The 21,342-nt window shown below is 73.0% G+C and carries 16 protein-coding genes; 6 read left to right on the top strand and 10 right to left on the bottom strand.

Annotation, left to right across the window (positions count from 1 at the left end; all coding sequences use genetic code 11):
- Positions 1–19 precede the first annotated feature (19 nt).
- On the bottom strand, positions 20–835 hold the full coding sequence (locus ACFXI4_RS21840; protein WP_384993342.1) for a Tat pathway signal sequence domain protein: 816 nt from the start codon (positions 833–835) through the stop codon (positions 20–22).
- 195 nt (positions 836–1,030) lie between these two features.
- On the opposite strand from ACFXI4_RS21840, the gene glgX reads away from it, so the two are divergent.
- The 3 genes from glgX to ACFXI4_RS21825 all read left to right on the top strand — a co-directional run bounded on the left by glgX (position 1,031) and on the right by ACFXI4_RS21825 (position 7,187).
- Positions 1,031–3,139 carry a glycogen debranching protein GlgX gene (gene glgX / locus ACFXI4_RS21835; RefSeq protein WP_384993339.1) on the top strand — a complete coding sequence of 703 codons (2,109 nt, stop codon included), beginning with the start codon at positions 1,031–1,033 and terminating at the stop codon, positions 3,137–3,139.
- 94 nt (positions 3,140–3,233) lie between these two features.
- Positions 3,234–5,660, top strand: a complete 2,427-nt coding sequence (treY, locus tag ACFXI4_RS21830) for a malto-oligosyltrehalose synthase (RefSeq protein WP_384993337.1) — start codon at positions 3,234–3,236, stop codon at positions 5,658–5,660.
- A 273-nt stretch (positions 5,661–5,933) separates the two neighbouring features.
- A complete protein-coding gene (locus ACFXI4_RS21825) occupies positions 5,934–7,187 on the top strand; it encodes a M14 family zinc carboxypeptidase (protein WP_384993334.1) in 1,254 nt (417 codons plus the stop codon).
- Between the two features lie 58 nt (positions 7,188–7,245).
- On the opposite strand, the gene ACFXI4_RS21820 is transcribed toward ACFXI4_RS21825, so the two are convergent.
- The 3 genes from ACFXI4_RS21820 to ACFXI4_RS21810 form a co-directional block, all read right to left on the bottom strand.
- Positions 7,246–7,662 carry a subtilase-type protease inhibitor gene (locus tag ACFXI4_RS21820; RefSeq protein ID WP_384993331.1) on the bottom strand — a complete coding sequence of 139 codons (417 nt, stop codon included), beginning with the start codon at positions 7,660–7,662 and terminating at the stop codon, positions 7,246–7,248.
- Positions 7,659–8,984, bottom strand: coding sequence for a M14 family zinc carboxypeptidase (locus ACFXI4_RS21815; RefSeq protein WP_384993329.1), 1,326 nt, complete (start codon positions 8,982–8,984; stop codon positions 7,659–7,661). The genes ACFXI4_RS21820 and ACFXI4_RS21815 overlap by 4 nt, the downstream gene beginning before the upstream one ends.
- A 160-nt stretch (positions 8,985–9,144) precedes the next feature.
- The gene (locus ACFXI4_RS21810; protein ID WP_362727805.1) at positions 9,145–9,696 is read right to left on the bottom strand and encodes a DUF1707 and FHA domain-containing protein; all 552 of its coding nucleotides are present in this window, start codon (positions 9,694–9,696) and stop codon (positions 9,145–9,147) included.
- 175 nt (positions 9,697–9,871) lie between these two features.
- Between ACFXI4_RS21810 and treZ the strand changes: the two genes are divergently transcribed.
- Entirely contained in the window at positions 9,872–11,617 is a 1,746-nt protein-coding gene (gene treZ, locus ACFXI4_RS21805; protein ID WP_384993326.1) for a malto-oligosyltrehalose trehalohydrolase, read from the top strand.
- 31 nt (positions 11,618–11,648) lie between these two features.
- Here treZ and ACFXI4_RS21800 read toward each other — a convergent pair whose 3' ends face one another.
- The 3 genes from ACFXI4_RS21800 to ACFXI4_RS21790 form a co-directional block, all read right to left on the bottom strand.
- Positions 11,649–12,593, bottom strand: coding sequence for a phosphotransferase (locus tag ACFXI4_RS21800; RefSeq protein WP_384993323.1), 945 nt, complete (start codon positions 12,591–12,593; stop codon positions 11,649–11,651).
- 61 nt (positions 12,594–12,654) lie between these two features.
- Positions 12,655–13,785, bottom strand: a complete 1,131-nt coding sequence (locus ACFXI4_RS21795; RefSeq protein WP_384993322.1) for an aminopeptidase P family protein — start codon at positions 13,783–13,785, stop codon at positions 12,655–12,657.
- A gap of 118 nt (positions 13,786–13,903) precedes the next feature.
- Positions 13,904–14,476, bottom strand: a complete 573-nt coding sequence (locus tag ACFXI4_RS21790) for a PDZ domain-containing protein (RefSeq protein ID WP_384993319.1) — start codon at positions 14,474–14,476, stop codon at positions 13,904–13,906.
- Between the two features lie 178 nt (positions 14,477–14,654).
- On the opposite strand from ACFXI4_RS21790, the gene ACFXI4_RS21785 reads away from it, so the two are divergent.
- A complete protein-coding gene (locus ACFXI4_RS21785) occupies positions 14,655–15,488 on the top strand; it encodes a hypothetical protein (RefSeq protein WP_362724101.1) in 834 nt (277 codons plus the stop codon).
- A gap of 68 nt (positions 15,489–15,556) precedes the next feature.
- On the opposite strand, the gene cyc2 is transcribed toward ACFXI4_RS21785, so the two are convergent.
- The gene (cyc2, locus tag ACFXI4_RS21780) at positions 15,557–17,719 is read right to left on the bottom strand and encodes a germacradienol/geosmin synthase Cyc2 (protein WP_384993316.1); all 2,163 of its coding nucleotides are present in this window, start codon (positions 17,717–17,719) and stop codon (positions 15,557–15,559) included.
- A gap of 219 nt (positions 17,720–17,938) precedes the next feature.
- Between cyc2 and ACFXI4_RS21775 the strand changes: the two genes are divergently transcribed.
- Positions 17,939–19,198, top strand: a complete 1,260-nt coding sequence (locus tag ACFXI4_RS21775; RefSeq protein WP_384993314.1) for a cytochrome P450 — start codon at positions 17,939–17,941, stop codon at positions 19,196–19,198.
- Here ACFXI4_RS21775 and ACFXI4_RS21770 read toward each other — a convergent pair.
- Entirely contained in the window at positions 19,170–20,321 is a 1,152-nt protein-coding gene (locus ACFXI4_RS21770) for a damage-control phosphatase ARMT1 family protein (RefSeq protein WP_384993311.1), read from the bottom strand. The genes ACFXI4_RS21775 and ACFXI4_RS21770 overlap by 29 nt on opposite strands.
- 53 nt (positions 20,322–20,374) lie before the next feature.
- Positions 20,375–21,022, bottom strand: coding sequence for a ScbR family autoregulator-binding transcription factor (locus tag ACFXI4_RS21765; RefSeq protein WP_384993309.1), 648 nt, complete (start codon positions 21,020–21,022; stop codon positions 20,375–20,377).
- Positions 21,023–21,342: the final 320 nt, after the last annotated feature.

The raw sequence follows: 21,342 nt of genomic DNA, 5'->3' as shown, positions 1-21,342 counted from the left end.
ACGGGCGGGCCCGGCCGGTTCAGCGGGCGAGCTTCACGACCTTGCGCGCGCTCAGGTCGACGATCAGGGAACGGGCGTCGATCCAGGGTCCGTTCTTGACCTTCGGGAAGAGCCGCACGCAGCGGTGTTCGCCGCACTTGTCGAGCGCGGCCGGCTGGGCGCCCTCAGTTGCGCGGTAGACCGCGCTGTTGAGCAGCAGCTGCTGCTCCGGGGAGGTGAGGTCCGCGCCCGTGGCGTCCTTGAAGTCCGCCTTCAGTCCGGCGCCGAGCGGGTCGGCGACGAGCAGCTGGAGCGCCTCGACGTTCTCGTCATGGCTGAGCGGCGGCTGGACGCCCTGCCGGGTGGTGGTCCGCTCGACCTTCCCGGTGTCGAGGTTGACGGTCCGGGTGACGAGGCTGTCGTCCCGGTAGTCGTAGAACGTCACGTCGGCGCGCCGTGGCGCGTTCGTGGCGTCCAGTTCGCTCGCGTCCGGCTCGGCCAGGTCGATGCTGATCCGCTGTGGGCCGCGCCGGCCCTCGACGTTCTCCCCGGCGTTGAACATCTGCTTGGTCAGAGCGAGTTGTTCGACGCGCTTGGTCTCGTCGTCGGTCAGCGGGTCACTGCCCGTGCCCTTCTTCCCCTCGGCCGGCGCCCGTTCCACCACGCCCGGCTCGACGGCGGCCGTGCCCTGCCCCGCCTGCTGGGCGACGACCGAACCGGTCCCGTCGCTCCCTCCCGAGTCGTCAGCCCCGGCCGTACCCGGCAGGGTTATCCCGACCATCACGGCGGTCCCCGCCACCGCCAAGCCCGCACCGGCCACCACCTTGCCCAGATGGCGGTGCACTATCTTGCGCACATCTTCCCCCTACTCCCCCTTGGTCACAGGGAGTACGTGTCTGCCCCACTGGTTCGGCACACTTCGCCCCGGGGGCGCTGTGTGCACTGGTCGCGGGGTAAGAGGGACGTAAGTCACCTGGGGTTCCATTACTTTCGGGCAGACTCATGACCAAGGCGCCCCCGCGCGCCATGCACACCTGGAAGAGTCGACTTCATGCAGGTCTGGCCTGGAGAGGCATATCCGCTCGGCGCCACGTACGACGGCGCCGGGACCAACTTCGCGGTGTTCACGGAGACCGCGGACCGAGTGGAGCTGTGTCTGCTGCACGACGACGGCTCCGAGACGGCGGTGGAACTGCGCGAGAGCGACGCCTTCGTGCGCCACGCGTACCTGCCGGGGGTGATGCCCGGGCAGCGTTACGGCTTCCGGGTGCACGGTCCGTACGACCCGGGACGCGGGCTGCGCTGCAACTCGGCGAAGCTGCTGCTCGACCCCTACGCGAAGGCGGTCAGCGGGTCGGTGCGCTGGGGCGAGGAGGTGTACGGCTACCACTTCGGCGACCCCGACAAGCGCAACGACCTGGACTCGGCCCCGCACACCATGACCTCGGTGGTGATCAACCCGTACTTCGACTGGGGCGACGACCGGCGGCCGCGCACCGAGTACCACCACACGGTGATCTACGAGGCCCATGTCAAGGGCCTGACCATGCGCCATCCGGGCCTGCCCGAGGAGCTGCGCGGCACCTATGCGGGTCTCGCGCACCCGGCCGTCATCGAGCACCTGACGGAGCTGGGCGTCACGGCGCTGGAGCTGATGCCGGTCCACCAGTTCGTCAACGACCACCGGCTGGTCGACATGGGCCTGAACAACTACTGGGGCTACAACACGATCGGTTTCTTCGCCCCGCACAACGCGTACGCCTCCTGGGGCGACCGCGGCCAGCAGGTCCTGGAGTTCAAGTCGGCGGTCCGGGCGCTGCACGAGGCCGGTATCGAGGTGATCCTGGACGTCGTCTACAACCACACCGCCGAGGGCAACCACCTGGGCCCGACGCTGTCATTCCGGGGCCTGGACAATCCGTCGTACTACCGGCTGACCGACGACCCCCGCTACTACATGGACACCACCGGCACCGGGAACTCCCTGCTGATGCGGTCCCCGCACGTGCTCCAGATGATCATGGACTCGCTGCGGTACTGGGTCACCGAGATGCACGTCGACGGCTTCCGCTTCGACCTGGCGGCCACGCTGGCCCGGCAGTTCCACGAGGTGGACCGGCTGTCGTCCTTCTTCGACCTGGTGCAGCAGGACCCGGTGGTCTCCCAGGTGAAGCTGATCGCCGAGCCCTGGGACGTGGGCGAGGGCGGCTACCAGGTGGGCAACTTCCCGCCGCTGTGGACCGAGTGGAACGGCAAGTACCGCGACACCGTGCGGGACCTGTGGCGCGGCGAGCCGCGCACGCTCGCGGAGTTCGCGTCCCGGCTGACCGGCTCCTCCGACCTCTACCAGGACGACGGCCGCCGCCCGCTGGCCTCCATCAACTTCGTGACCTGCCACGACGGGTTCACCCTGCACGACCTGGTGTCGTACAACGAGAAGCACAACGCGGCCAACGGCGAGGACAACCGGGACGGCGAGAGCCACAACCGCTCGTGGAACTGCGGGGCGGAGGGACACACCGACGACCCGGGGGTCCTCGAACTGCGCGAACGGCAGATGCGCAACTTCATCGCCACGCTGATGCTGTCCCAGGGCGTGCCGATGATCGGGCACGGCGACGAGTTCGCGCGCACGCAGCAGGGCAACAACAACGCGTACTGCCAGGACAACGAGGTGTCCTGGGTGGACTGGCCGGGTCCCGAGGACGAGAGCGGTCTGCTGGCCTTCACGCGCGCGATGGCGCGGCTGCGCAAGGAGCACCCGGTGTTCCGGCGCCGCCGCTTCTTCCACGGCCGCCCGGTGGAGGGCACCCACGACGAGCTCTCCGACATCGCGTGGTTCACCCCCGAGGGCCACGAGATGGCCCAGCAGGACTGGGGGTCGGCACAGGCGTCGGCCCTGACGGTGTTCCTCAACGGCAACGCGATCTCGGAACCGGGCACCCGCGGGGAGCGGATCGCCGACGACTCCTTCCTGCTGATGTTCAACGCGTCACCGGAGCCGCTGGAGTTCCTGGTGCCGATCAACCACGGCCGGCAGTGGGAGGTGGTGGTCGACACGGCACGCGCGGAGCCGGTGCCACCCGGGCCGAAGGTGGACGGCGGGACCCGCCTGACGTTGGTGGGCCGGAGCCTGACCGTTCTGCAGAGGCCGGCGTAGAGCGCCCCTTCAGGGACGCGGAGAACTGCGCGACCCGCCCCCACCGGACCCGCGCTGTGACACAAACGTCCACAGCGCGGGTACGTAGCTCTCCATGACAGCCGAGCCGATCCCCGCCGCCACGCCCACCTCCACCTACCGCCTCCAGCTCCAGCCCGGCTTCCCCTTCTCGGCCGCCGAGGCCGCCGTGCCCTATCTCTCCTCGCTCGGCATCTCCCACCTGCACCTCTCCCCCGTCCTGGAGGCCGTCCCGGGCTCCACGCACGGCTACGACGTCGTCGACCACGCGCGCGTGCGGGAGGAGCTCGGCGGCGAGGAGGGGCTGCGTGCGCTCGCGCACACCGCGCGGGCGCACGGTCTCGGTCTCGTCGTCGACATCGTGCCGAACCACATGGCCATGTCCCCCCGGCACAACCACGCCCTGTGGGAGGTGCTGCGGGAGGGCCCCAAGTCTCCGTACGCGCGCTGGTTCGACATCGACTGGCAGGCGCAGGGCGGGCGACTGCTGGTGCCGGTGCTCGGCGGCCCGGTCGGCGAGGTGCTCGAACAGCTCACCGTCGACGGCGACGTGCTGCGCTACCACGAGCACGTCCTCCCGCTCCGGGAGGGCACCTCGGACCTGCCGCTGCCGGAGCTCCTGGACGCCCAGTGGTACCGCCCGGTGTGGTGGCGGCTGGCCCGGACCGAACTGAACTACCGGAGGTTCTTCAGCATCTCGGAGCTGATCGGGGTGCGGGTGGAGGACCCGGAGGTCTTCGAGGCCACCCATGCCAAGATCCTCCAGCTGCTGCGCGAGGGGGTGGTGGACGGGCTGCGCGTCGACCACCCCGACGGGCTGGCCGACCCCGACGGTTACCTCGCCCGGCTGCACGAGGCGGCCGGCGGACGCTGGACGGTCGTGGAGAAGATCCTGGCCGACGGCGAGCGGCTGCCGGGCGGCTGGCCGGTCGCGGGGACCACCGGGTACGACGCGCTGCGCCAGGTGGACGGTCTGTTCACGGATCCCGCCGGTGCCGGTGATCTGCTCGCCGGCTACCGGCGGTTCGCGGCGCCCCAGACGGACCGGGGCGGCGACTGGGCGGCGACCGTGCGGCGGGCCGCGTACAAGGTCCTCACCCACGAGCTGGCGGCCGAGACGGACCGGCTGACCCGGGCCGCCGCGCGCGCGTGCACGACGTCGCCGGACCCCGCGCTGCGCGACCGGGCGCCCTGGGCGCTGCGCATCGCGCTCGAGGAACTGCTGGTGCGGATGCGGGTGTACCGGCCCTACGCCTCCGGTGACGCGGCCGAGGTGGTCACCGGACAGGCGGCCGAGGAGGCCCGGTCGGCCTTCATGGTGCCCGAGGAGGGCGGGGCGGTGGACGTGGTGCGCGGGCTGCTGCTGTCGGGGGACGACGGGCCCGTGCCCGCGGAGTTCCGGACGCGGTTCGCGCAGACCTCCTCGGCGCTGCGGGCCAAGTCCGTGGAGGACACGGCGTTCTACCGCTACGTGCCGCTGCTGGCCGCGACCGAGGTGGGCGGATCTCCCGGCAGCCCGGGCGTCCGCCCCGGCGACTTCCACGCGTACTGCGCGCGCGTGCAGCGGGACTGGCCGCTGACCGGGACGGTGGTGACGACGCACGACACCAAGCGCAGCGCCGACGTGCGGGCGGCGCTGGCCGTGCTGACGGAGTGCCCGGAGCGGTGGGCGGACGTGCTGACCGAGGTGACCGGGGACGGCGCTGGCGTACCGGACGCGCAGCTGGCCTGGGCGGCCTGGCAGACGGTGTTCGGGCTCGGTCCGGCCGCCCCCGAGCGGGTACAGGGGGCGCTGCTGAAGCATGTGCGGGAGGCGGGCCTGTTCACGAGCTGGACGGAGCAGGAGCCGCCGTACGAGGAGGCGGTGGCCTCGTTCGTCGCGGCGGGGCCGTGCGGGCCGCCAGGAGAGCGCGTGGCGGCCTTCCGGGCTTCGGTGGCCCCGCACGTCCGGGCGAACGTCCTCGGCACGGCCCTGGTCCATCTGACGATGCCGGGTGTGCCGGACGTCTACCAGGGCACGGAGGGCGAGTTCCGGGCGCTGGTGGACCCGGACAACCGGCGGCCGGCCTCCTTCCCGCCCGAGCACCCGGGTGAGAAGGACGCGGTGACGGCGGCGGCGCTCCGCCTGCGGGCCCGCCGCCCGGGCGCCTTCGGCGTCACGGCGACGTACGCGCCGCTGCCGGCCGAGGGTGCGGCCGCCGCGCACTGTCTGGCGTTCACGCGCTCCGGGGAGGTCGTCACCGCGGTGACCCGGCTGTCGCTGCGGCTGGCCGGGGCGGGCGGCTGGGGCGACACCGTCCTGCCGCTGCCGCCGGGGCGCTGGGCGGACGTGCTGGCACCGGAGCGCGAGTTCACGGGGCACGCGCGCGTGGCCGAGCTCTTCGGGGCGCTGCCGGTGGCACTCCTCGAGCGAGTCGACGGCGACGGCGAGGGCGAGGGCGACGGCGACGGCGACGGCGACGGCGACGGCGACGGCGACGGCGGGGAAGCCGACGGGCGCTGAGGGTCCCGCCGACCTCACATTCACTCGAACGGGTGAATATGAGGCCGGGTCGCGGGGTTGCCGAAACCCGGCGGCCACCCGGCCGCGTCGGTAAAGGTGCGCGGAGCCGTTCCGCGCCCCGTAACGGCTTCGCACCCCGGCCGGCGCCAACCGTCCCGTCGGCCGACGGCGCATGCACCTGGGCGCCCCCTGGAGCCTCCCCCGGGAGGTTCTTGACAGTTCACCTATGCCGTGCGGGACTGGGGAATGCGAAGCCGGGCGGACAAGTCGGGGGTGAGTCTCCTGCCGGAGCTGCGTTACCCCAGTGTTCCCGAACTCGTCGTGACCGCCCGGGCGCTGGCCGCTCACCGGCCCGGCCTGTGCACGTTGCGGCAGATCGGCGTCTCCCGCGCGGGCAGACCGCTGCACCTGCTGTCCGTCGGGCACGCCCGGCGGGCGGTGCTGGTGGTCGCGGGCGCCCACGCCAACGAGCCGGCCGGCGGCGGCACCCTCCAGGTGCTCGCCGAACGGGTGCTGAAGGAGCGGGACCTGCGGGCGGAGACCTCCTGGCACTTCCTGCTGTGCGCGGACCCGGACGGGGCGAGCCTGCACGTCACCCCGGCACCGCGCAGCCTGCTCGACTACCACCACGGCTTCTACCGCCCGGCGGGGCCCGAACAGCCCGAGTGGTCGCCCTCGGTGCTGCCCCCGGACCGGCTGCCGCCCGAGACACTGGCCCTGCTCGGCGTGATCGACGAGGTGCGGCCCTACCTCCAGGTGACCCTGCACGGCACCGATCTGGGGGGCAGCTGGGTGCAGTTGACGAAGGACGTGCCGGGGCTCGCCGAACCGTTCGCCAAGTCCGCGGCGGAGCTGCACATCCCGGTGGAGACGGGCGCCTCGGACGCCGCGGGCTGGCCGGCCTCCGGTCCCGGGGTGCGAGTGATGCCGGATCCGGGGTCGGGGGTCGCCTACCCGAGCCTGCCGGACGACGCACGGCACAGCACCTGGTACCACGCGCACCGCTACGGCGGGCTGACGGCCGTGGTCGAGGTGCCGATGTGGGCGAGCGACCTGGTCGACGACCCGACGCCGCATCCGGCGCCGGCCGCGGCGATGCGGCGGCTGGCGGGCCGGCTGCTGCGGGACTCGCGGGAGGTGGAGCGGGTGCTGGCCGAGGCGCTGCCCCGGCTGAACGGCCTCCTGGACGGTCCGCTGCTGCGGGCGGCCCGCTGGGCGCTGGAGCTGATCCCCGGGCTCGCCGAGGACTGGATCCACCGGCCGCCGATCGATACCACGAGGGCGTACGTGGGCAGCGTGGACGCCTTCGGGAGGCGGCTGCCGTTGCGGGCCGCGTCGATGCTGCTGCGGGTGCTGCGGGAGGCGGACGACCGTACGGCGCCCCGGCTGGAGGAACTGGTGTCCGGCTGGTGCGACGCGTACGGGGAGCGCTTCCAAGCCCGCTGGGTGCCGTTGGAGCGCCAGGTGGAGCACCAGTCCAGGACGGTGCTCGCGGCCGCGCAGCACGCCCGCGAGCGGGCGGCGTGAGGCTCCGGGGCCGGGCCGGTGGAGCATGTCCCCCGGGAGCCGCACGCCGCCGGCGGGTTCAGCGGTCGAGGGCGAAGACCGGTCCGGTGCGGGCCGCCAGCCCGCAGGAGTTCGAGAACGTCTCGCGGTACTCGATCGGCCGGCCGTTCCACTGCCCGCGCGCCTGCGCGGTCACGGGGGCGTAGATCATCGGGCACACGGCGTCCTTGAGCGGGGTGAGGCGGTCGATGTCCCCGCCCACCGCGTCGAGTTCGGCGCAGGCCTCGGCGGCGCGGGCATGCCCCTGGAGCGGGTCGCACAGCAGGAACGTGCCGCGGGTGTCGCCGGACCCGCTGTCGCCGCTGGTGACGGTCAGATACAGGTAGCCGCCGTCGCGGGCGGCGCCGGGCGCGGCCTGGGCCGGGCCGGCGGCGAGGAGGGCGGCGGCCGCCAGCAGGGCACCGCCGGCCGCGGTCGCTCTGATCAGATGAGTCATTCCCTGTGCATCGGCACGGCGGGCTCGGCGCCCCAGCCCGGCTCACCCGAACGGGCACGCACGCGCGCGTGGCGGTGCGCCAGCTCGAAGGCGCTCAGGACCACCCGCGTCTGGTACTCGGCCTGCCGGGCGACCGGGATCCAGCGAGCGCCGAAGGCCTGCTGGTAGTCCGCGCACCAGGTGTCGATCAGCCGGTCCAGGTCGGGCAGGGCGCCGGTGGGGTCGTGCCCGGTGGAGCGCAGCAGGCGGTGCAGCAGCCCGGCGGTACGCAGGACCAGCCGGCGTCCGGCGATCCGCAGGGCGGCCAGATGGGCGGTGCCCAGCGGGGGCAGCGGGCGGGCGCTGCCCGCGTCGGCACCGGGGTCCCACGCGTCGGCGAGGCCCGGCCAGACCAGCAGGTAGTCGTCCACCGGCGCGAGCAGCCGGGCCGCGTCCGGCGCGGCGGACAGCTGGGGCCGGATCCGGGCCAGGACGCCCTCCAGGAGGTGGGCGTCGTGCCGCAGGGTCCGGCTGACGGCGCGCAGCGCGTTGTCCCGGTCGGCGAGCGGTGCGCCGTCCTGGACGGCGGCCACACCCCACATGGGCGCCTCGACGATGGCGGTGACGGTGCCGTGCCGGTGCGGACGGAACCAGGTGGACTCGACGGCCGCCTCGGTGATGGCCGCGGGCAGACCGCCCCGCCGGGGCGGCGGTACCCGGTAGACGGCCGGGCCCAGGGAGGGCCAGTACAGGGTGTCGTAGGGCCCGAGTTCGCGGGGGATGCCGAGCCGGCTCGCGGTGTGGGCGAGCCGCGGGGCGAGGCCCGGCAGGTCGTCGGTCAGCTCGACGAAGCCGCCGCCCACGTCGACGCCGTGCAGCGAGCACTGGAGGACGGGCCGCAGTTCGTCCTGGAGGTCCAGCAGGGCCCGGGTCTCGGGCAGCGCGACGGCGTCGGCCCCGTCGGGCAGCCATTCGGGCTGCTCCAGGAAGCCGGGCCGGAAGAAGTTCCGGAAGTAGTGGCCGAGGGTGTACGGGCCCGCCAGCCAGCCCTCGTTGCGGCGCGCGCCGTCCGGGTCCAGACACAGCAGCAGGTTCCAGGTGGCGTCGGCGTCCTCGGTCAGCCGGGGGCCGGCCAGGACCCGGTCGGCGAGGCGGAGCACGGTGGCGCCGCCGACGGGTTCGTTGGCGTGCGGGCCGGCCACCACGAGGGTGTGCCTGCTGCCGTGACCGATCGAAAGCAGCCACAGCGGAGTGCCCGCACGGGAGGTCCCGATCCGGCGCAGCCGAGCGTCCCGGGGATGGTCGGCGACCAGTGCGGCCGCCCGCGCGGACAGCTCGTCCACAGACAAAAAGCGGTGGAGGGGCGGCAGGGCACACCTCCACGATGCTGCGCCGTCGAGTCACATGATGTACATGGAGTACGCACAGTCAGTCACGACTTGGGGGGTACGTCAACACCGCGGCGGACATACGTTTTTCAGCCACTCAAGACAAGGCGCGAACTCAGTGCGCGGAGAGCCGGAAGCACACCCGGCCGAAGCCGATCTGGTCGCCCTCGCGGACGACGGCGGCGCCGGTCACCCGGCGGCCGTTGACGGTCGTGCCGTTGGTGGAACCGAGATCCCTGAGGACCCACAGGCCGCCCTGGCGGCGGAGTTCGGCGTGCACCCTGGAGACCGTCTCGTGGTTGAGCCGCAGCCCGTTGGCCGGGTCGCGGCCGATGCGCAGCGGGTGTCCGGTGCCGGGGTGCGGCAGCAGCAGTTTGGGCAGCCGCTCGGACTGCCAGGCCCGGCGCAGCCGTGCCGTGAACCCGGAGACCGCCTCGACGGTGCCGAAGAGCACGCGCGCGAAGCGGTTCTCCTGTTGCAGGTCGGCGGTGAGCACGGCGAGTTCGTCCGCACGCCGGGCGGCCAGCGCCAGCTCCATACGGCGCACGAACGTGTCGTGCGACAGCCGTCCCATGGCGACGCCGTCGCGCAGCACACTCAGCGCCTTCTCGCGCTCCGCGTCGGACAGCCGCGCGGGAAAGGTGTTGAACTCGAAGGACGACGTCACGCTGCCGATTCTGGGTCAGTGAACCCCGAGTGTCCAGAAAACGGGGAAACGGCCGTCACGCGCGCGTACGTAGGCGACACCCGTCGGCAAAGCCGGGATTCAAAGCGGATTGATCTCTTTTCACGGCACGATGGACGGACTACCTCACGATGAGCCAGACGAAGGGGAACCGTCCGTGCAGTTCGAGGTGTGGGCACCGCAGGCAGACCGTGTGACGCTCCATTGCGACGGCGCCGTACGCGCGTTGGAGCGCGATCCGCGGCGGCCGGGCTGGTGGGCCGGGGAGGCGGACGCCGAGGACGGCACCCGGTACGGCTTCGCGCCGGACGACGGCCCCGTACTGCCCGACCCGCGCTCGCGCCGCCAGCCGGACGGACCCGACGGACTCAGCGCGGTCGTCGACCACGCAAAGTACGAGTGGCGTACCGCATGGCCGGGACGCGCGCTGCCGGGCGCGGTGCTCTACGAGTTGCACGTGGGCACGTACACCCCCGAGGGCACCCTGGACGCGGCCGCCGACCGGCTGGAGCACCTGCGGGAACTGGGCGTCACCCACGTGGAGTTGATGCCGCTGTGTCCGTTCCCGGGCCGGCACGGCTGGGGGTACGAGGGGGTCTCGCTGTGGGCCGTGCACGAGCCCTACGGCGGACCCGGGGCGCTGAAGCGATTTGTCGACCGGGCGCACGGTCTCGGGCTCGGGGTCGTCCTGGACGTGGTCCACAACCACCTGGGCCCGTCGGGCAATCACCTGCCGGCGTTCGGGCCGTACTTCACGGAGACCCACCACACGCCCTGGGGCGCGGCGGTCAACCTGGACGCGCCCGGTTCCGACGAGGTGCGTGCCTACCTGGTGGGCAGCGCGCTGGCCTGGCTGCGCGACTACCGGATCGACGGGCTGCGCCTGGACGCGGTGCACGCGCTGTGCGACACCCGCGCGTGCCACTTCCTGGAGGAACTGTCGTCGGCCGTGGCCGGTCTGGCGGCCGAGTCGGGCCGGCCGCTGTTCCTGGTCGGCGAGTCCGACCTGAACGACCCCCGGGTCATCACCGCCCGCGCGGAGCACGGGCTCGGCCTGGACGCGCAGTGGAACGACGACTTCCACCACGCCCTGCACACCGCGCTGACCGGGGAGTCCCAGGGCTACTACGCCGACTTCGCGCGCGCCCCGCTGGCCGCCGTCGCCAAGACGCTCACCGGCGGCTACTTCCACGACGGCACCTACTCCAGCTTCCGGGGCCGTCACCACGGCCGCCCGCTGGACCGGGCCCGGGTGGCGGGGCACCGGCTGCTCGGCTACACCCAGACCCACGACCAGGTCGGCAACCGCGCCCAGGGCGACCGGCTCTCGGCCACCCTCTCCCCCGGCCTGCTGGCGTGCGCGGCCACGCTGACGCTGACGGCACCCTTCACGCCGATGCTGTTCATGGGCGAGGAGTGGGCGGCGGGCACCCCCTGGCAGTTCTTCACCGACCACACGGACCCGGAGCTGGCGGAGGCCGTACGGCGCGGCAGGCGACGGGAGTTCGCGGCCCACGGATGGGCCGAGGAGGACGTCCCCGATCCGCAGGACCCGGCGACCCGGGACCGGTCCTGCCTGGACTGGGCGGAGCCGGAACGGGATCCGCACGCGCGCGTACTGGCCTGGTACCGCAGGCTGATCGCCCTGCGGCACGAGCGGCCGGACCTCACCGCCCCCGACCTCGCCGACACCAAGGTGGCCTACGACGAGGAGGCGCGCTGGCTGGCGTTCCGGCGCGGTGACGTGCGGGTCGCCGTCAACCTGGGCAGGGAGCCGGCGGCGATCCCGCTGGGCACCGCGCGGGTGGAGGTCCTGGCCGCGTGGGACACCGTGACGGCGCCGGACGGGTACGGGCTGCTGCGGGTGCCGGGCGAATCGTGCGTGGTCCTGACCCAGGCGTGAGCGCCCGTGCCGAGGAGCGGTGGCGGGCGCGTCACGGCTCCTCGCCCGTGTCGTCCTCGCGCAGGTCCGACACGCGCTCCAGCATGATCGCCTCCCAGGCGCGCCGGAGTTGGGTGCGCAGCAGGGGCAGGGGGCTGTCGTCGCGGCCTTCGAGGCGGTCGGTGAGACGGATGACCGTGTCGCAGCGGGCGAGCCACAGGCCGCGCAGGCAGGGCCGGACGCCGTAGCCGGCGAGGGTGGCCGCGCGGACGGCGGCGCCGGAGCCGACCGCGAGGGCGAGCCCGGCGATGTCCTCGGCGGGGTCGCCCACCGCCGCGTCGGTCCAGCCGAGGACGCCGCGCACCCTGCCGTCGGCACCGACCACCAGGTGCTCGCCCTTGAGGTCGTGGTGGGCCAGCACGGCCGTACCGGGCTGGGCGGTGAGCTGGGCGGCGCCCGGCGAGGTGAAGTGGAGCAGGGGTGAGGGGTCGAACTCGTCGGCGACGGCGAGGCGTTCGGCGGCGGGCACGGCCATCCTGCGCAGCGCCTCCAGGGAACGCGGCGGGGTGCGCGGCACGCCGAGCGTCTCAGCCTGCCGTACCGGCACCTCGCGCAGCCCGGTGAGCAGCCCGGCCAGGTCGGTCTCGCCCACCGCGGAGACGTCGTGCTCCTCGGCCGTACCTCCGGGGATCGCGGTGTCCAGCGTGTAGGTCAGCCCCGGCGCCCACTCGCCGTGCGCGACGCCGGCCGGGACGGCGACGGGCAGGTGCGGGCGTACCAGGTCGCGCAGGCGCAGTTCGCGGCGCTGGCGCGCGGAGGCCTCGCGGTCGGGTGCCAGACGCAGCACGTAACGGGTGCCGACCCACCAGGTGGAGTGTTCACCGGCCGCCGTCACGGGCCGGACGTCAAGGCCCGGGGTGCCGGCCGCGCCCTCCTTGAGCAGTGAACGGACCAGTCGGCGGACGGTGTCCGCGGTGGGTGTCGGTGCCTGGGTCATGGATCGCGCCGTTGCCGTTCGGGGTGGGGTGGGGCGAGACGGTGTGCCGGAGCCGGGCCGGTCAGCCCACGGTGACCATCTCGCGGGTGGTGTTGTTGAAACGACGCCCGCCCTCCTCGGTCACCGTGACGATGTCCTCGATCCGGACCCCGAAGCGTCCGGGCAGGTAGATGCCGGGTTCCACGGAGAAGCACATCCCGGGCACGAGCGGCTGTTCCTCGCCCTCGATCATGTACGGCGGCTCGTGCGTGGTGACGCCGATGCCGTGGCCGGTGCGGTGGATGAAGAACTCGCCGTACCCGGCGTCGTCGATGACCGCGCGGGCGGCCCGGTCGACCTCCTGGCAGGCGGCACCGGGGCGTACGGCACGGCAGCCGGCCTCCTGGGCGGCGCGCACGATGTCGTGCACCTCGCGTTCCTCGGCGGTCGGCGCGCCCACGTGCACCGTTCGGGTGGTGTCGGAGCCGTAGCCGTCCTTGAGACCGCCGAAGTCGAGGACGACCATGTCGCCGTCCTGGATGACCCGGTCGCCCACCTCGTGGTGCGGGTTGGCGCCGTTGGGGCCGGAGCCGACGATGGTGAAGTCGACCTGCTCGTGGCCGAAGCGGCGCAGCAGGTCGGCGAGGTCGTGCCCGACGTCGGACTCGCGGCGGCCGGCGAAGGGAACCTTGCGGATCTCCTCGAACGTCGCGTCGGCAGCCGCTCCGGCGGCGGCGAGGAGTTCGAGTTCGGCCGCGTCCTTCACGGCGCGGAGCATGGGCAGCGCGTCGGTGAGGGAGGCGTAGGAGGTGTCGGGGAGTGTCTTCTGCAGGCCCAGCAGATGCATGGCCCAGGCGTTGTCACTGATGCCGAAGCGGCCGTCCCCGGCGAGCAGGCCGGCGGTCACGGCGTAGGGGTCCGTGCCGTCGGTCCAGTCCCGCAGGCCCAGCACGGCCGCGCCGTCGGCCTTCGCGGCGTCGGGGGCCTCCAGGGTGGGGACGATCAGCACGGGGTCCCTGCCGGGGGTCAGGACGAGGAGGGTGAGGCGTTCGGTGATCGCGGTGGGGGTGTACCCGGTGAGCCACACCATGTCGGGGCCCGGGGCGATCAGGAGGCCGGCGAGGCCGGCGTCCGCCGCGGTGTGCGCCGCGCGCGTCATGCGGGACCTGTAGTCGTCGGCGGTGAAGGGGACGGCGGGGGTGGTGCCGGTCATCGGGCCTCCGTGCACGGGGTGAGGGTGCCTCCGGGAGCATCCTGCCGGGTGCGGCGGGGCCGCGCGAGCCGATTCGCGCAGAGCCGCACCGGTATGCGGCCCCGCGGCCCTGGACGGATCAGGTCACGACGCCGGGAACCACCGTCAGCTGCTGGTACCCCCCGCTCTCGTGCCGCACCGTGAGCCTGGCCTCCTTCCCCGGGTGCGCCTCGGCGACCGCGCGCGTCAGGTCCGCGGCGCTGTCGATCCTCCGGTCGCCGAGTTGGAGGAGCACGTCGCCGCGCACCAGGCCCGCCGCGTAGCCCGGCCCCGGCACGTGGACGCCCACCACCAGCGCACCCACCTTCTCGGCGTCCACGGCCTCCACGCCGAGGGTCGCGGCGGCCGTCGGCGAGGGCGCCGGGCTGGCCGGGTGTGCGGGGGCCGGTGCCGGCGGCGGGGCCTGCTGCCGCAGTTCCGCCAGTCTGCTCAGGCCGATCACCGTGGCACCGGCCGTGCCGAGTCCGACCCCGGTCAGCACCAGGACCGAGCCGACCAGCAGGCCGAACAGCAGGGACCTGACCCGCCGGCCGCGCCGCCGTGCGGCGTGCGGGCGCCGGGACGGTCCGGGGGCGGGTTCGGGTTCGGGGTCGGGGTCGTCCCGGCGTTCCTGACCCGGGATCGGCTTGGGACGCAGTGCGGTCTGTTCCATGGTTCGCCTCCACCCGCAGCTCTACCCGGCGCACACGGGCGCGACGAGACACGAACGAGTGAGACTGACGCCGCGGGCGGCTCGCGCCCGGGGCCGGTGGGTCCCGCCCCGGGCCGGGCGCGAGCCGGTGTGCCGCGGCCGGAGTCCGTTGTCAGGGGCCACTGTTACGTTCTGTGACATGACCGATCATTGTCTGCGGCTGCTCCGGCTCCACCGCCCCCTGGCCGAACTGGCGGCGTTCCCCTTCGACTTCGACCTGGACCGTGCCGTCGACGGCCATGCCGAGCCGGTCCGTCTCGCCTCCGGTGGCTCCCTGGAGGCGGTGGCGGGATCCGACACCGGCGGCACGTATTTCGTCTGCGCGGACGGCTCGTTGCTCTACGCGGACTCGGAGGGCTCGGCCGGAATCATAGGGGCGTCCGTCGACGAGGCACTGGAGACCGTGATCGGCCTGCCCGGCTGGCGCGACTGCCTGGGCCTGACTCCGGCGGACGGCGAGGAGAGGATCCTCGCGCACGTGGCCGAGACCGAGCAGGAGATCCGGGAGTACCACGGCATCGACGCCGAGCGCGCCGAACTCCGGGCCGCCCTGGGCCTGCCCGACCGCTCCCCCGTCGACCTGCTCGGCATGCTGCATGCGGCGCTGCTGCGCACGGAGCCCGACTTCCTCCTGCTGAACGCGGAGGAGGGCTGCGCCTACGACCTGCTCGACCCGCACCCCCGGCCGCCCCTGTGGGAGCGGGTACGGCACGAGGTCCCCGGCGATCCGGCCGCCGAGCCGCTGTGGACCTGGACCCGGCTGGCGGCCGAGCAGGGGATGACCGAGGCCGCCCGGGTGGCGCTGATCCGCCGGCTGGACGACCTGTACATGGACCAGAGCCGGCTGCTGCGGCCGGGCAGCAGAAGGGACCTCGACCTGTCACCGCTGCTCCGGCTGGCCGAGGAGTTCGAGCGGCTCGGCGACCTGCCGCAGGCCGAGCGCGCCCGGGGGCTGCACACCGCCCTCCGGTAGGCCGCCACGCGGTGCAGGGCCGGCGCGGACCCTCCGGGAACGGTCCGCGCCGGTGGCGCCGGGTGTGGTCAGCCGGCGGGGAGCGCCGGGGCGAGCGGGGGCCGGTCCGGCAGGAAGCCGTGGGCCCGGCGGGCGAGGTGGTCCGGCTTGTAGCGGTCCACCCGCTGATGCCAGTTCAGGATCCCGGCCATCCAGTTCTGCAGGTCGCGGACATAGCCGTCCATGGCCTCGCGCGCCTGCGGCGACAGCTCGAAGTCGTCGTACACGAGCGGGAGTTCATTGGCGACGACATGCTCGAACTGCTGCATCCGCTGGGTCATCAGGTCGTGCACGACGCGGAGCGCGCTCGGGTAGTCGACGCCGAAGAAGTTCTGGACGACCAGGATCGCGTTGTGGAACTCGCCCTCGTACTGGATCTCCTTCTGGTAGGAGAAGACGTCGTTGATGAGCATGCCGTAGTCGATGGCGGCGTTCTCCAGCGAGCGGACCGGGCCGCTGCGGTGGACCTCCGCGGGGATCGCGGGGCCCAGGCCACGGCGGGCCAGGCTCAGCGTGAGGTCGGAACCGAAGGTGGCCCGGCGCATCTCCAGGTAGTCGACGGGGTCGGGGACGCGGTGCTGGAGGTGGTTGGACAGTTCCCAGAGCCAGCTCTCGGTCATCCGGTCGACGGACTGCCTGAGTGCGAGCCGGTCCTCGGGGCTCGCGTCGGCGGTCGTGCGGGCCCACAGGTCGATCAGGCCGTGCTCCATGCCGCTGGCCGGCACCGGGACGGGCTCGTCGCCGAGGGGCATGCAGGCGGAGAGACGGGCCGTGGCGAGCCGGGCGCCGGCCAGGTCGCGCCGGGTGCCGAAGACCAGGGGGTAGTAGTCGTCGGCGTAGGTGCCCCAGGCCAGCCAGTGGGCGCTGAGGTCGAGTTCCTCCGGGGTGGCGTCCGGGTCGAGGCCGGCGGCGCAGAGCACCAGGTCGGAGGCGGCCAGCTTGTCCTCGTCCCAGACGCCCTCGGCGAGCATGCCGGTGCCGTGCATCCAGGCGGTCAGCCGGGGCCTGGCGGCGTCGAGGTGCGGGCTGAGCTCGACTTGGTAGGGCATGTGGAAGGCGGGCAGCAGGGAGGGACCGACCTGCTGGAAGGGCACATGGGAGTAGGCCCGCAGCCGCTCGGCCGCGGCGGACGCGAGCAGGGCGCCGACGGCGGCGGCGGAGGTGCCGGGGCCGGTGAGGTGCTGCCAGGAGGAGGACCGGGTGGCGCCCTGGTTCATGTAACGGCTGGAGCGCAGGTGCCACTCGTGGCCGCCGGACTGCCAGTCCTGCAGGCCCTTGGTGTAGGCGGCGATCGCGCCGGCCTGACCGGGTGTGAGGCCCTTCTCCGCGGCGAGGGCGGGGACCTCGGTGAGGGCGGTGTGCTCGAACTGGTGGAGGCGGGAGGTGAGGATGTCGTTGACCGTGTCGGCGGCCTCCTGGGTGGTGCAGTCGAAGAAGGTCTCCAGGACCAGCACGCCGTTGCTGTTCTCGCCCTCGTCCTCCACCTCACGCTGGTAGGAGAACAGGTCGTTGCGCAGGTGGACGGCGTCGGCGAAGGTCTCCATCAGCACCCGCAGCGGACGCGTCCCGGCGGCGGGCGCGGGCACCTCGGCCGTCGCGTACTCGACGAGCCCCGCCGACCAGGGGGCGCCGCCGACCTTGCGGCGCATCTCGATGTACTCGACGGGGTTGGCGATCCGCCCCTCGTTGATGTTGGCCAGCTCCCACATCGACTCGTTCAGGAGATGCTCGGTGGCGACCGAGAAACGGCGGCGCCAGTCGACCGACATCGACGGCACCGTGCGTGCCCACAGGTCGGCGAGGCCGGCCTCGACCGGGTTCCGCGGCTCCGGCACCGGCGTCGCCGGGTCGAGCGGCATGAACAGCGGGAGCCGGTCGAGATGGGCCTTGCCGGCGGCGCGGTCCTGGGTCCGCTTGTACATGTCGAGGAAGTGGTCGTCGAAGAAGAACACCCACACGTACCAGTCGGTGATCAACGACAGGGCGGGGCCGTCGCAGTCGGGGTGGGTGTAGCTGCACAGCAGGCCGTAGTCGTGTGCCTCCAGGTCGGCCTCGGTCCAGATCCCGGAACCCTCCAGCATGCCCATCCCCCGGGCCCACTCGGCGGAATGGGTGCGGGCCTCCTCCAGGTGCGGGTTGAGCCGCGCGGGAAACGGCATGTAGAAGTGCGGGAGTTCGAACGGCTGCGTCATGGCCGGGCCCTACCCGGGGGCTCCAACGGCCATCCGCCGGGGTACACATGATCACACCATCGCGTGAACCGGGACGGAAACCGGGAGACTTCGGGCGGTCTTTGTGGCGTCCGCCCCGCGCGTCGCCGTCGCCGCCTTCCCGACGACGGACCGGCCATCCGGCACAGGGCCCGCACCTGTCCTCTTGCCGGGTCCCGCGGGGCGGGTCACCGTGGGTGTATGACCACCTCTGCCGGCGGCGAGGGTCCGTCCGTGCCCGACGTCTTCGATCCGCGCCGGTACGCCACCGCCGTGCCGTACGACGACTACCGCGTCCTGCGCGACCACCACCCGGTGTCCTGGCAGCGGGAGCCGGAGGTGCTGGGGTGGCCGGCCGGGCCGGGGTTCTGGGCGGTGGCCCGGCACGCGGACGTCGTGCGGGTGCTCAAGGACCCGCTGACGTACTCGTCGCGCCTGGGCGCGACCCAGATCCGGGATCCTGACCCGGCGGACCTGCCGTTCATCCGGCGCATGATGCTCAATCAGGATCCCCCGGACCACGGCAGGCTGCGGCGCCTGGTGAGCCGGGCCTTCACACCGGGCCGGATCGGCCGGTTCGAGGCGGTGGTACGGCAGCGGGCGCGCACCCTGTTCGCCGGGGCGGTGCAGACGGCCCGGGAAGGGGACGGCACGGTCGACCTGGTCGCCGCCGTCACCGACGAGTACGCGCTGCTCAACCTCGCCGACCTGCTGGGCGTACCGGACGCCGACCGGGGCCTGCTGCTGCACTGGACGCAACGGGTGATCGGCTACCAGGACCCGGACGAGGCAGGCCCCCGGGTGCGCGACGGCTCGGGCAGGCCGGTCGACCCGCGGTCACCCGCGCTGCTGCGGGACATGTTCGGGTACGCCCGTCAGCTCGCCGCGTACAAGCGCCGAAACCCCGCCGACGACATCATGACGGCGCTGGCCCGGGACCCCGACCCGGCCGAGGGTGAGCTGGAGATGTTCTTCTTCCTGCTCACGATCGCGGGCAACGACACCGTGCGGTCGGCCGCCCCCGGCGGGCTGCTGGCGCTGGCCGGACACCGCGACGAGTACGCCCTGTTGCGGGCGGGGAAGGTGCGGGCCGACGCCGCCGTGGACGAGTTGCTGCGCTGGCACCCCCCGGTACTGACCTTCCGGCGGACCGCCGCCCGGGACACCGAGCTGGCCGGCCGGCGGATCCGGGCGGGGGACAAGGTGGTCGTCCTGCACGCGTCGGCCAACCGTGACGAACGGGCCTTCGCCGCCCCCGACCGGCTCGACCTAGGCCGGACGCCGAACCCGCACGTCTCCTTCGGTGACGGGCCGCACGTCTGTCTCGGCGCCCACTTCGCGCGGCTCCAGCTGCGTACCCTCTACGCACAGGCGCCCGCCCTGGAGCCGGCCGGGCCCGCCGAACGGCTGGTCTCCAACTTCATCAACGGCCTCAAGTCACTGCCGGTGTCCGTGGGTTGACCTGAATCAGGGCGTGAGTGCCGGCGGTGCGCCAGCGCTGCCCCTCGGCCCTGTCCAGGGCCGCCTCGGTCTCCGGTGCCAGGCCGGTGATCACATCGGACTTGAGGGTGCGCGACGCGGCCACCGGGCCCGGGAACCAGGTGGTGACGTCCGCGAAGGGGATGGTCGGCGGCCAGAGCCGATCGCCCACCAGGCGGCGGTAGTTGAGGTCGCCCTTGAAGAGGGTGAGGTCGGCGGAGGCGAACTCGGCGCGCAGGTCCTGGGGCATCTCGGCGTAGGGCAGCGGGGCGCAGGAGAAGGGGTGGGCGCGCACGGTCAGCCGGCCGTCCGACAGCGCCGACCAGAGGGTGCGGCCGTAGGCGGCGGCCGCACCGGGTGCGGCGGTGAGCCGGCGCAGGGCGTCGAGCACGTCGGCGGTCGTGGCGTCGGAGACGTAGTAGGGGTACGGCTTGATGTGCAGGACCGCGTCCGCGATACGCCCGGTGTCCAGGAGGTGGGCGATCAGCAGCAGATCGGGGACGAGTTCGCGGCCCGCGTTGTCGGCGACGAGGCACAGGGTGCCGCCGCGCAGGAGCCGCCACAGTCCGGCGCTGTCGTCGGCGACCAGGGCGGAGACGGCCTCACCCGACTCGGCGGAGAGGCGGAACCCCAGGTCGGCGCGGTTGCCCCAGAGGGAGCCGTGCAGCAGGGCGCGGTCCGGGTCGTCGCCGAGGGTGTCGAGTGCGGCCAGTTCCTCGTCGGTCTCCTTGGCGTCGAGTTCGGCGAGCTTGAAGGGGCGGAAAGGGTCGATGCCCTGCCAGGGGCCGGGGCCGAAGTAGCCGACGGCGTCCAGGAGCCGGCGGTAGAAGTAGCTCTCCGACCACAGCCACGGCACGTCGAACCAGGACTGTCCGAGGTAATCGTCCAGGCCCCAGCCGTGCCACCGGTGGTCGCCGGGCAGCGGTTCGATCACGCCCTCGGTGCAGTTGTGCAGCAGCGTGTCCAGGTCGCGGTGCTGTGCCGGGCCGTAGGGGAAGGCGTCCCGCACCTGGCGGATGATCGCGGGGTGCCGTTCGGCCAGTACACGGTGCGGGAAGGGGCCGGTGGTGCCGAGGATCACGGGTGCGGCGGCGGAGTCGGGCATGACCGCCACGCTATCGCGCGGGGTGCCCGGCTCCGCCGAACCGACGGCGCCTGTCACGCCGTTCTGATCTCGCGCTCCAGCTGGGTGGCGAGGGTCATGTAGCGGGCCCGCCGGTGCACCGGGACCAGGCCACGGATCATCAGGTACCACATCTCCGCGACGCGACGCGGCAGTCGTCCCACCGGTTCCAGGTTGCGGCCGGCCACCCGGGTGCCGACGAAGAAGCAGACCAGGGAGTGCGCCACCGCGCCGATGTCTATGTCCGGGTGGACGTCGGACTCCTTGACCGCGCCCTGGAGTTTGCGCGTGGCGAACTCCAGGCCCTCGGTGAACGGGTGCCTCAGCGGCGGCCGCACGCTGACGTCCGCGGTGGCGAGCCGCAGTCCGGCGCGCGGGATCGGGCCGTCGACGGAGAGCCGGGCGATCGCGAACGTGATGCGCATCAGGGCCTCCAGCGAGGAGTACCCACGGCTGTCCAGCTCCCTCACCAACTGACTGGAGGTACGGGACTGGAGCTCCATGATGGCGTGCGCCAGATCCTCCTTGGCGGCGAAGTGGAAGTAGAGCGCCCCCTTGGTGACCTTCGCCTGTTCGACGATCTCACTCAGACTGGTGGATTCATAGCCACGCCGGTCGAAGAGGTCGGCGGCGGCCGTGATGATCGTGGCGCGGGTCTGCTCCGCGCGTAACTGCCTCGCCATCGACTCAACACTCCTCACGGCTCCAAACCGACGGGGCATGCGGTTTGTTTCTTACCCCGTGCACACGATAGCTCACCGTGCGCCAACGGGAGGCGACTGTGCGGACCTGGTGACGGACACACGCAAGTGGCGGGCGTGACGCGGCGATCAGGGGTCACACTGCGCGAACGCACGAGACCGGGACGCGCCACTCCCTTGTGTGCACCCCGGTCCACGGAGGCGATGCGGCGGCCGGACGCGCATCGGCGATCACAACAATACGAGCCGGACGGTCGGTTCTCAATGACGCCTGCGCGGTCCGCAAAACGGACGCCCCGGTC

Origin of the sequence: Streptomyces sp. NPDC059224 (assembly GCF_042754285.1) — a bacterium.
In the GTDB taxonomy this organism is placed as follows: Bacteria; Actinomycetota; Actinomycetes; order Streptomycetales; family Streptomycetaceae; genus Streptomyces.
Note: the sequence above shows the minus strand (reverse complement) of the source record. Positions and strands in the feature narration are given on the sequence as shown.

What these genes read in the sequence shown, in the direction of transcription:
- glgX (WP_384993339.1), top strand. Translation starts at nt 1,031, where the DNA reads ATGCAGGTCTGGCCTGGAGAGGCATATCCGCTCGGCGCCACGTACGAC.
- treY (WP_384993337.1), top strand. Translation starts at nt 3,234, where the DNA reads ATGACAGCCGAGCCGATCCCCGCCGCCACGCCCACCTCCACCTACCGC.
- ACFXI4_RS21820 (WP_384993331.1), bottom strand. Translation starts at nt 7,662, where the DNA reads ATGACTCATCTGATCAGAGCGACCGCGGCCGGCGGTGCCCTGCTGGCG.
- ACFXI4_RS21800 (WP_384993323.1), bottom strand. Translation starts at nt 12,593, where the DNA reads ATGACCCAGGCACCGACACCCACCGCGGACACCGTCCGCCGACTGGTC.
- ACFXI4_RS21795 (WP_384993322.1), bottom strand. Translation starts at nt 13,785, where the DNA reads ATGACCGGCACCACCCCCGCCGTCCCCTTCACCGCCGACGACTACAGG.
- ACFXI4_RS21790 (WP_384993319.1), bottom strand. Translation starts at nt 14,476, where the DNA reads ATGGAACAGACCGCACTGCGTCCCAAGCCGATCCCGGGTCAGGAACGC.
- ACFXI4_RS21785 (WP_362724101.1), top strand. Translation starts at nt 14,655, where the DNA reads ATGACCGATCATTGTCTGCGGCTGCTCCGGCTCCACCGCCCCCTGGCC.
- cyc2 (WP_384993316.1), bottom strand. Translation starts at nt 17,719, where the DNA reads ATGACGCAGCCGTTCGAACTCCCGCACTTCTACATGCCGTTTCCCGCG.
- ACFXI4_RS21775 (WP_384993314.1), top strand. Translation starts at nt 17,939, where the DNA reads ATGACCACCTCTGCCGGCGGCGAGGGTCCGTCCGTGCCCGACGTCTTC.
- ACFXI4_RS21770 (WP_384993311.1), bottom strand. Translation starts at nt 20,321, where the DNA reads ATGCCCGACTCCGCCGCCGCACCCGTGATCCTCGGCACCACCGGCCCC.
- ACFXI4_RS21765 (WP_384993309.1), bottom strand. Translation starts at nt 21,022, where the DNA reads ATGGCGAGGCAGTTACGCGCGGAGCAGACCCGCGCCACGATCATCACG.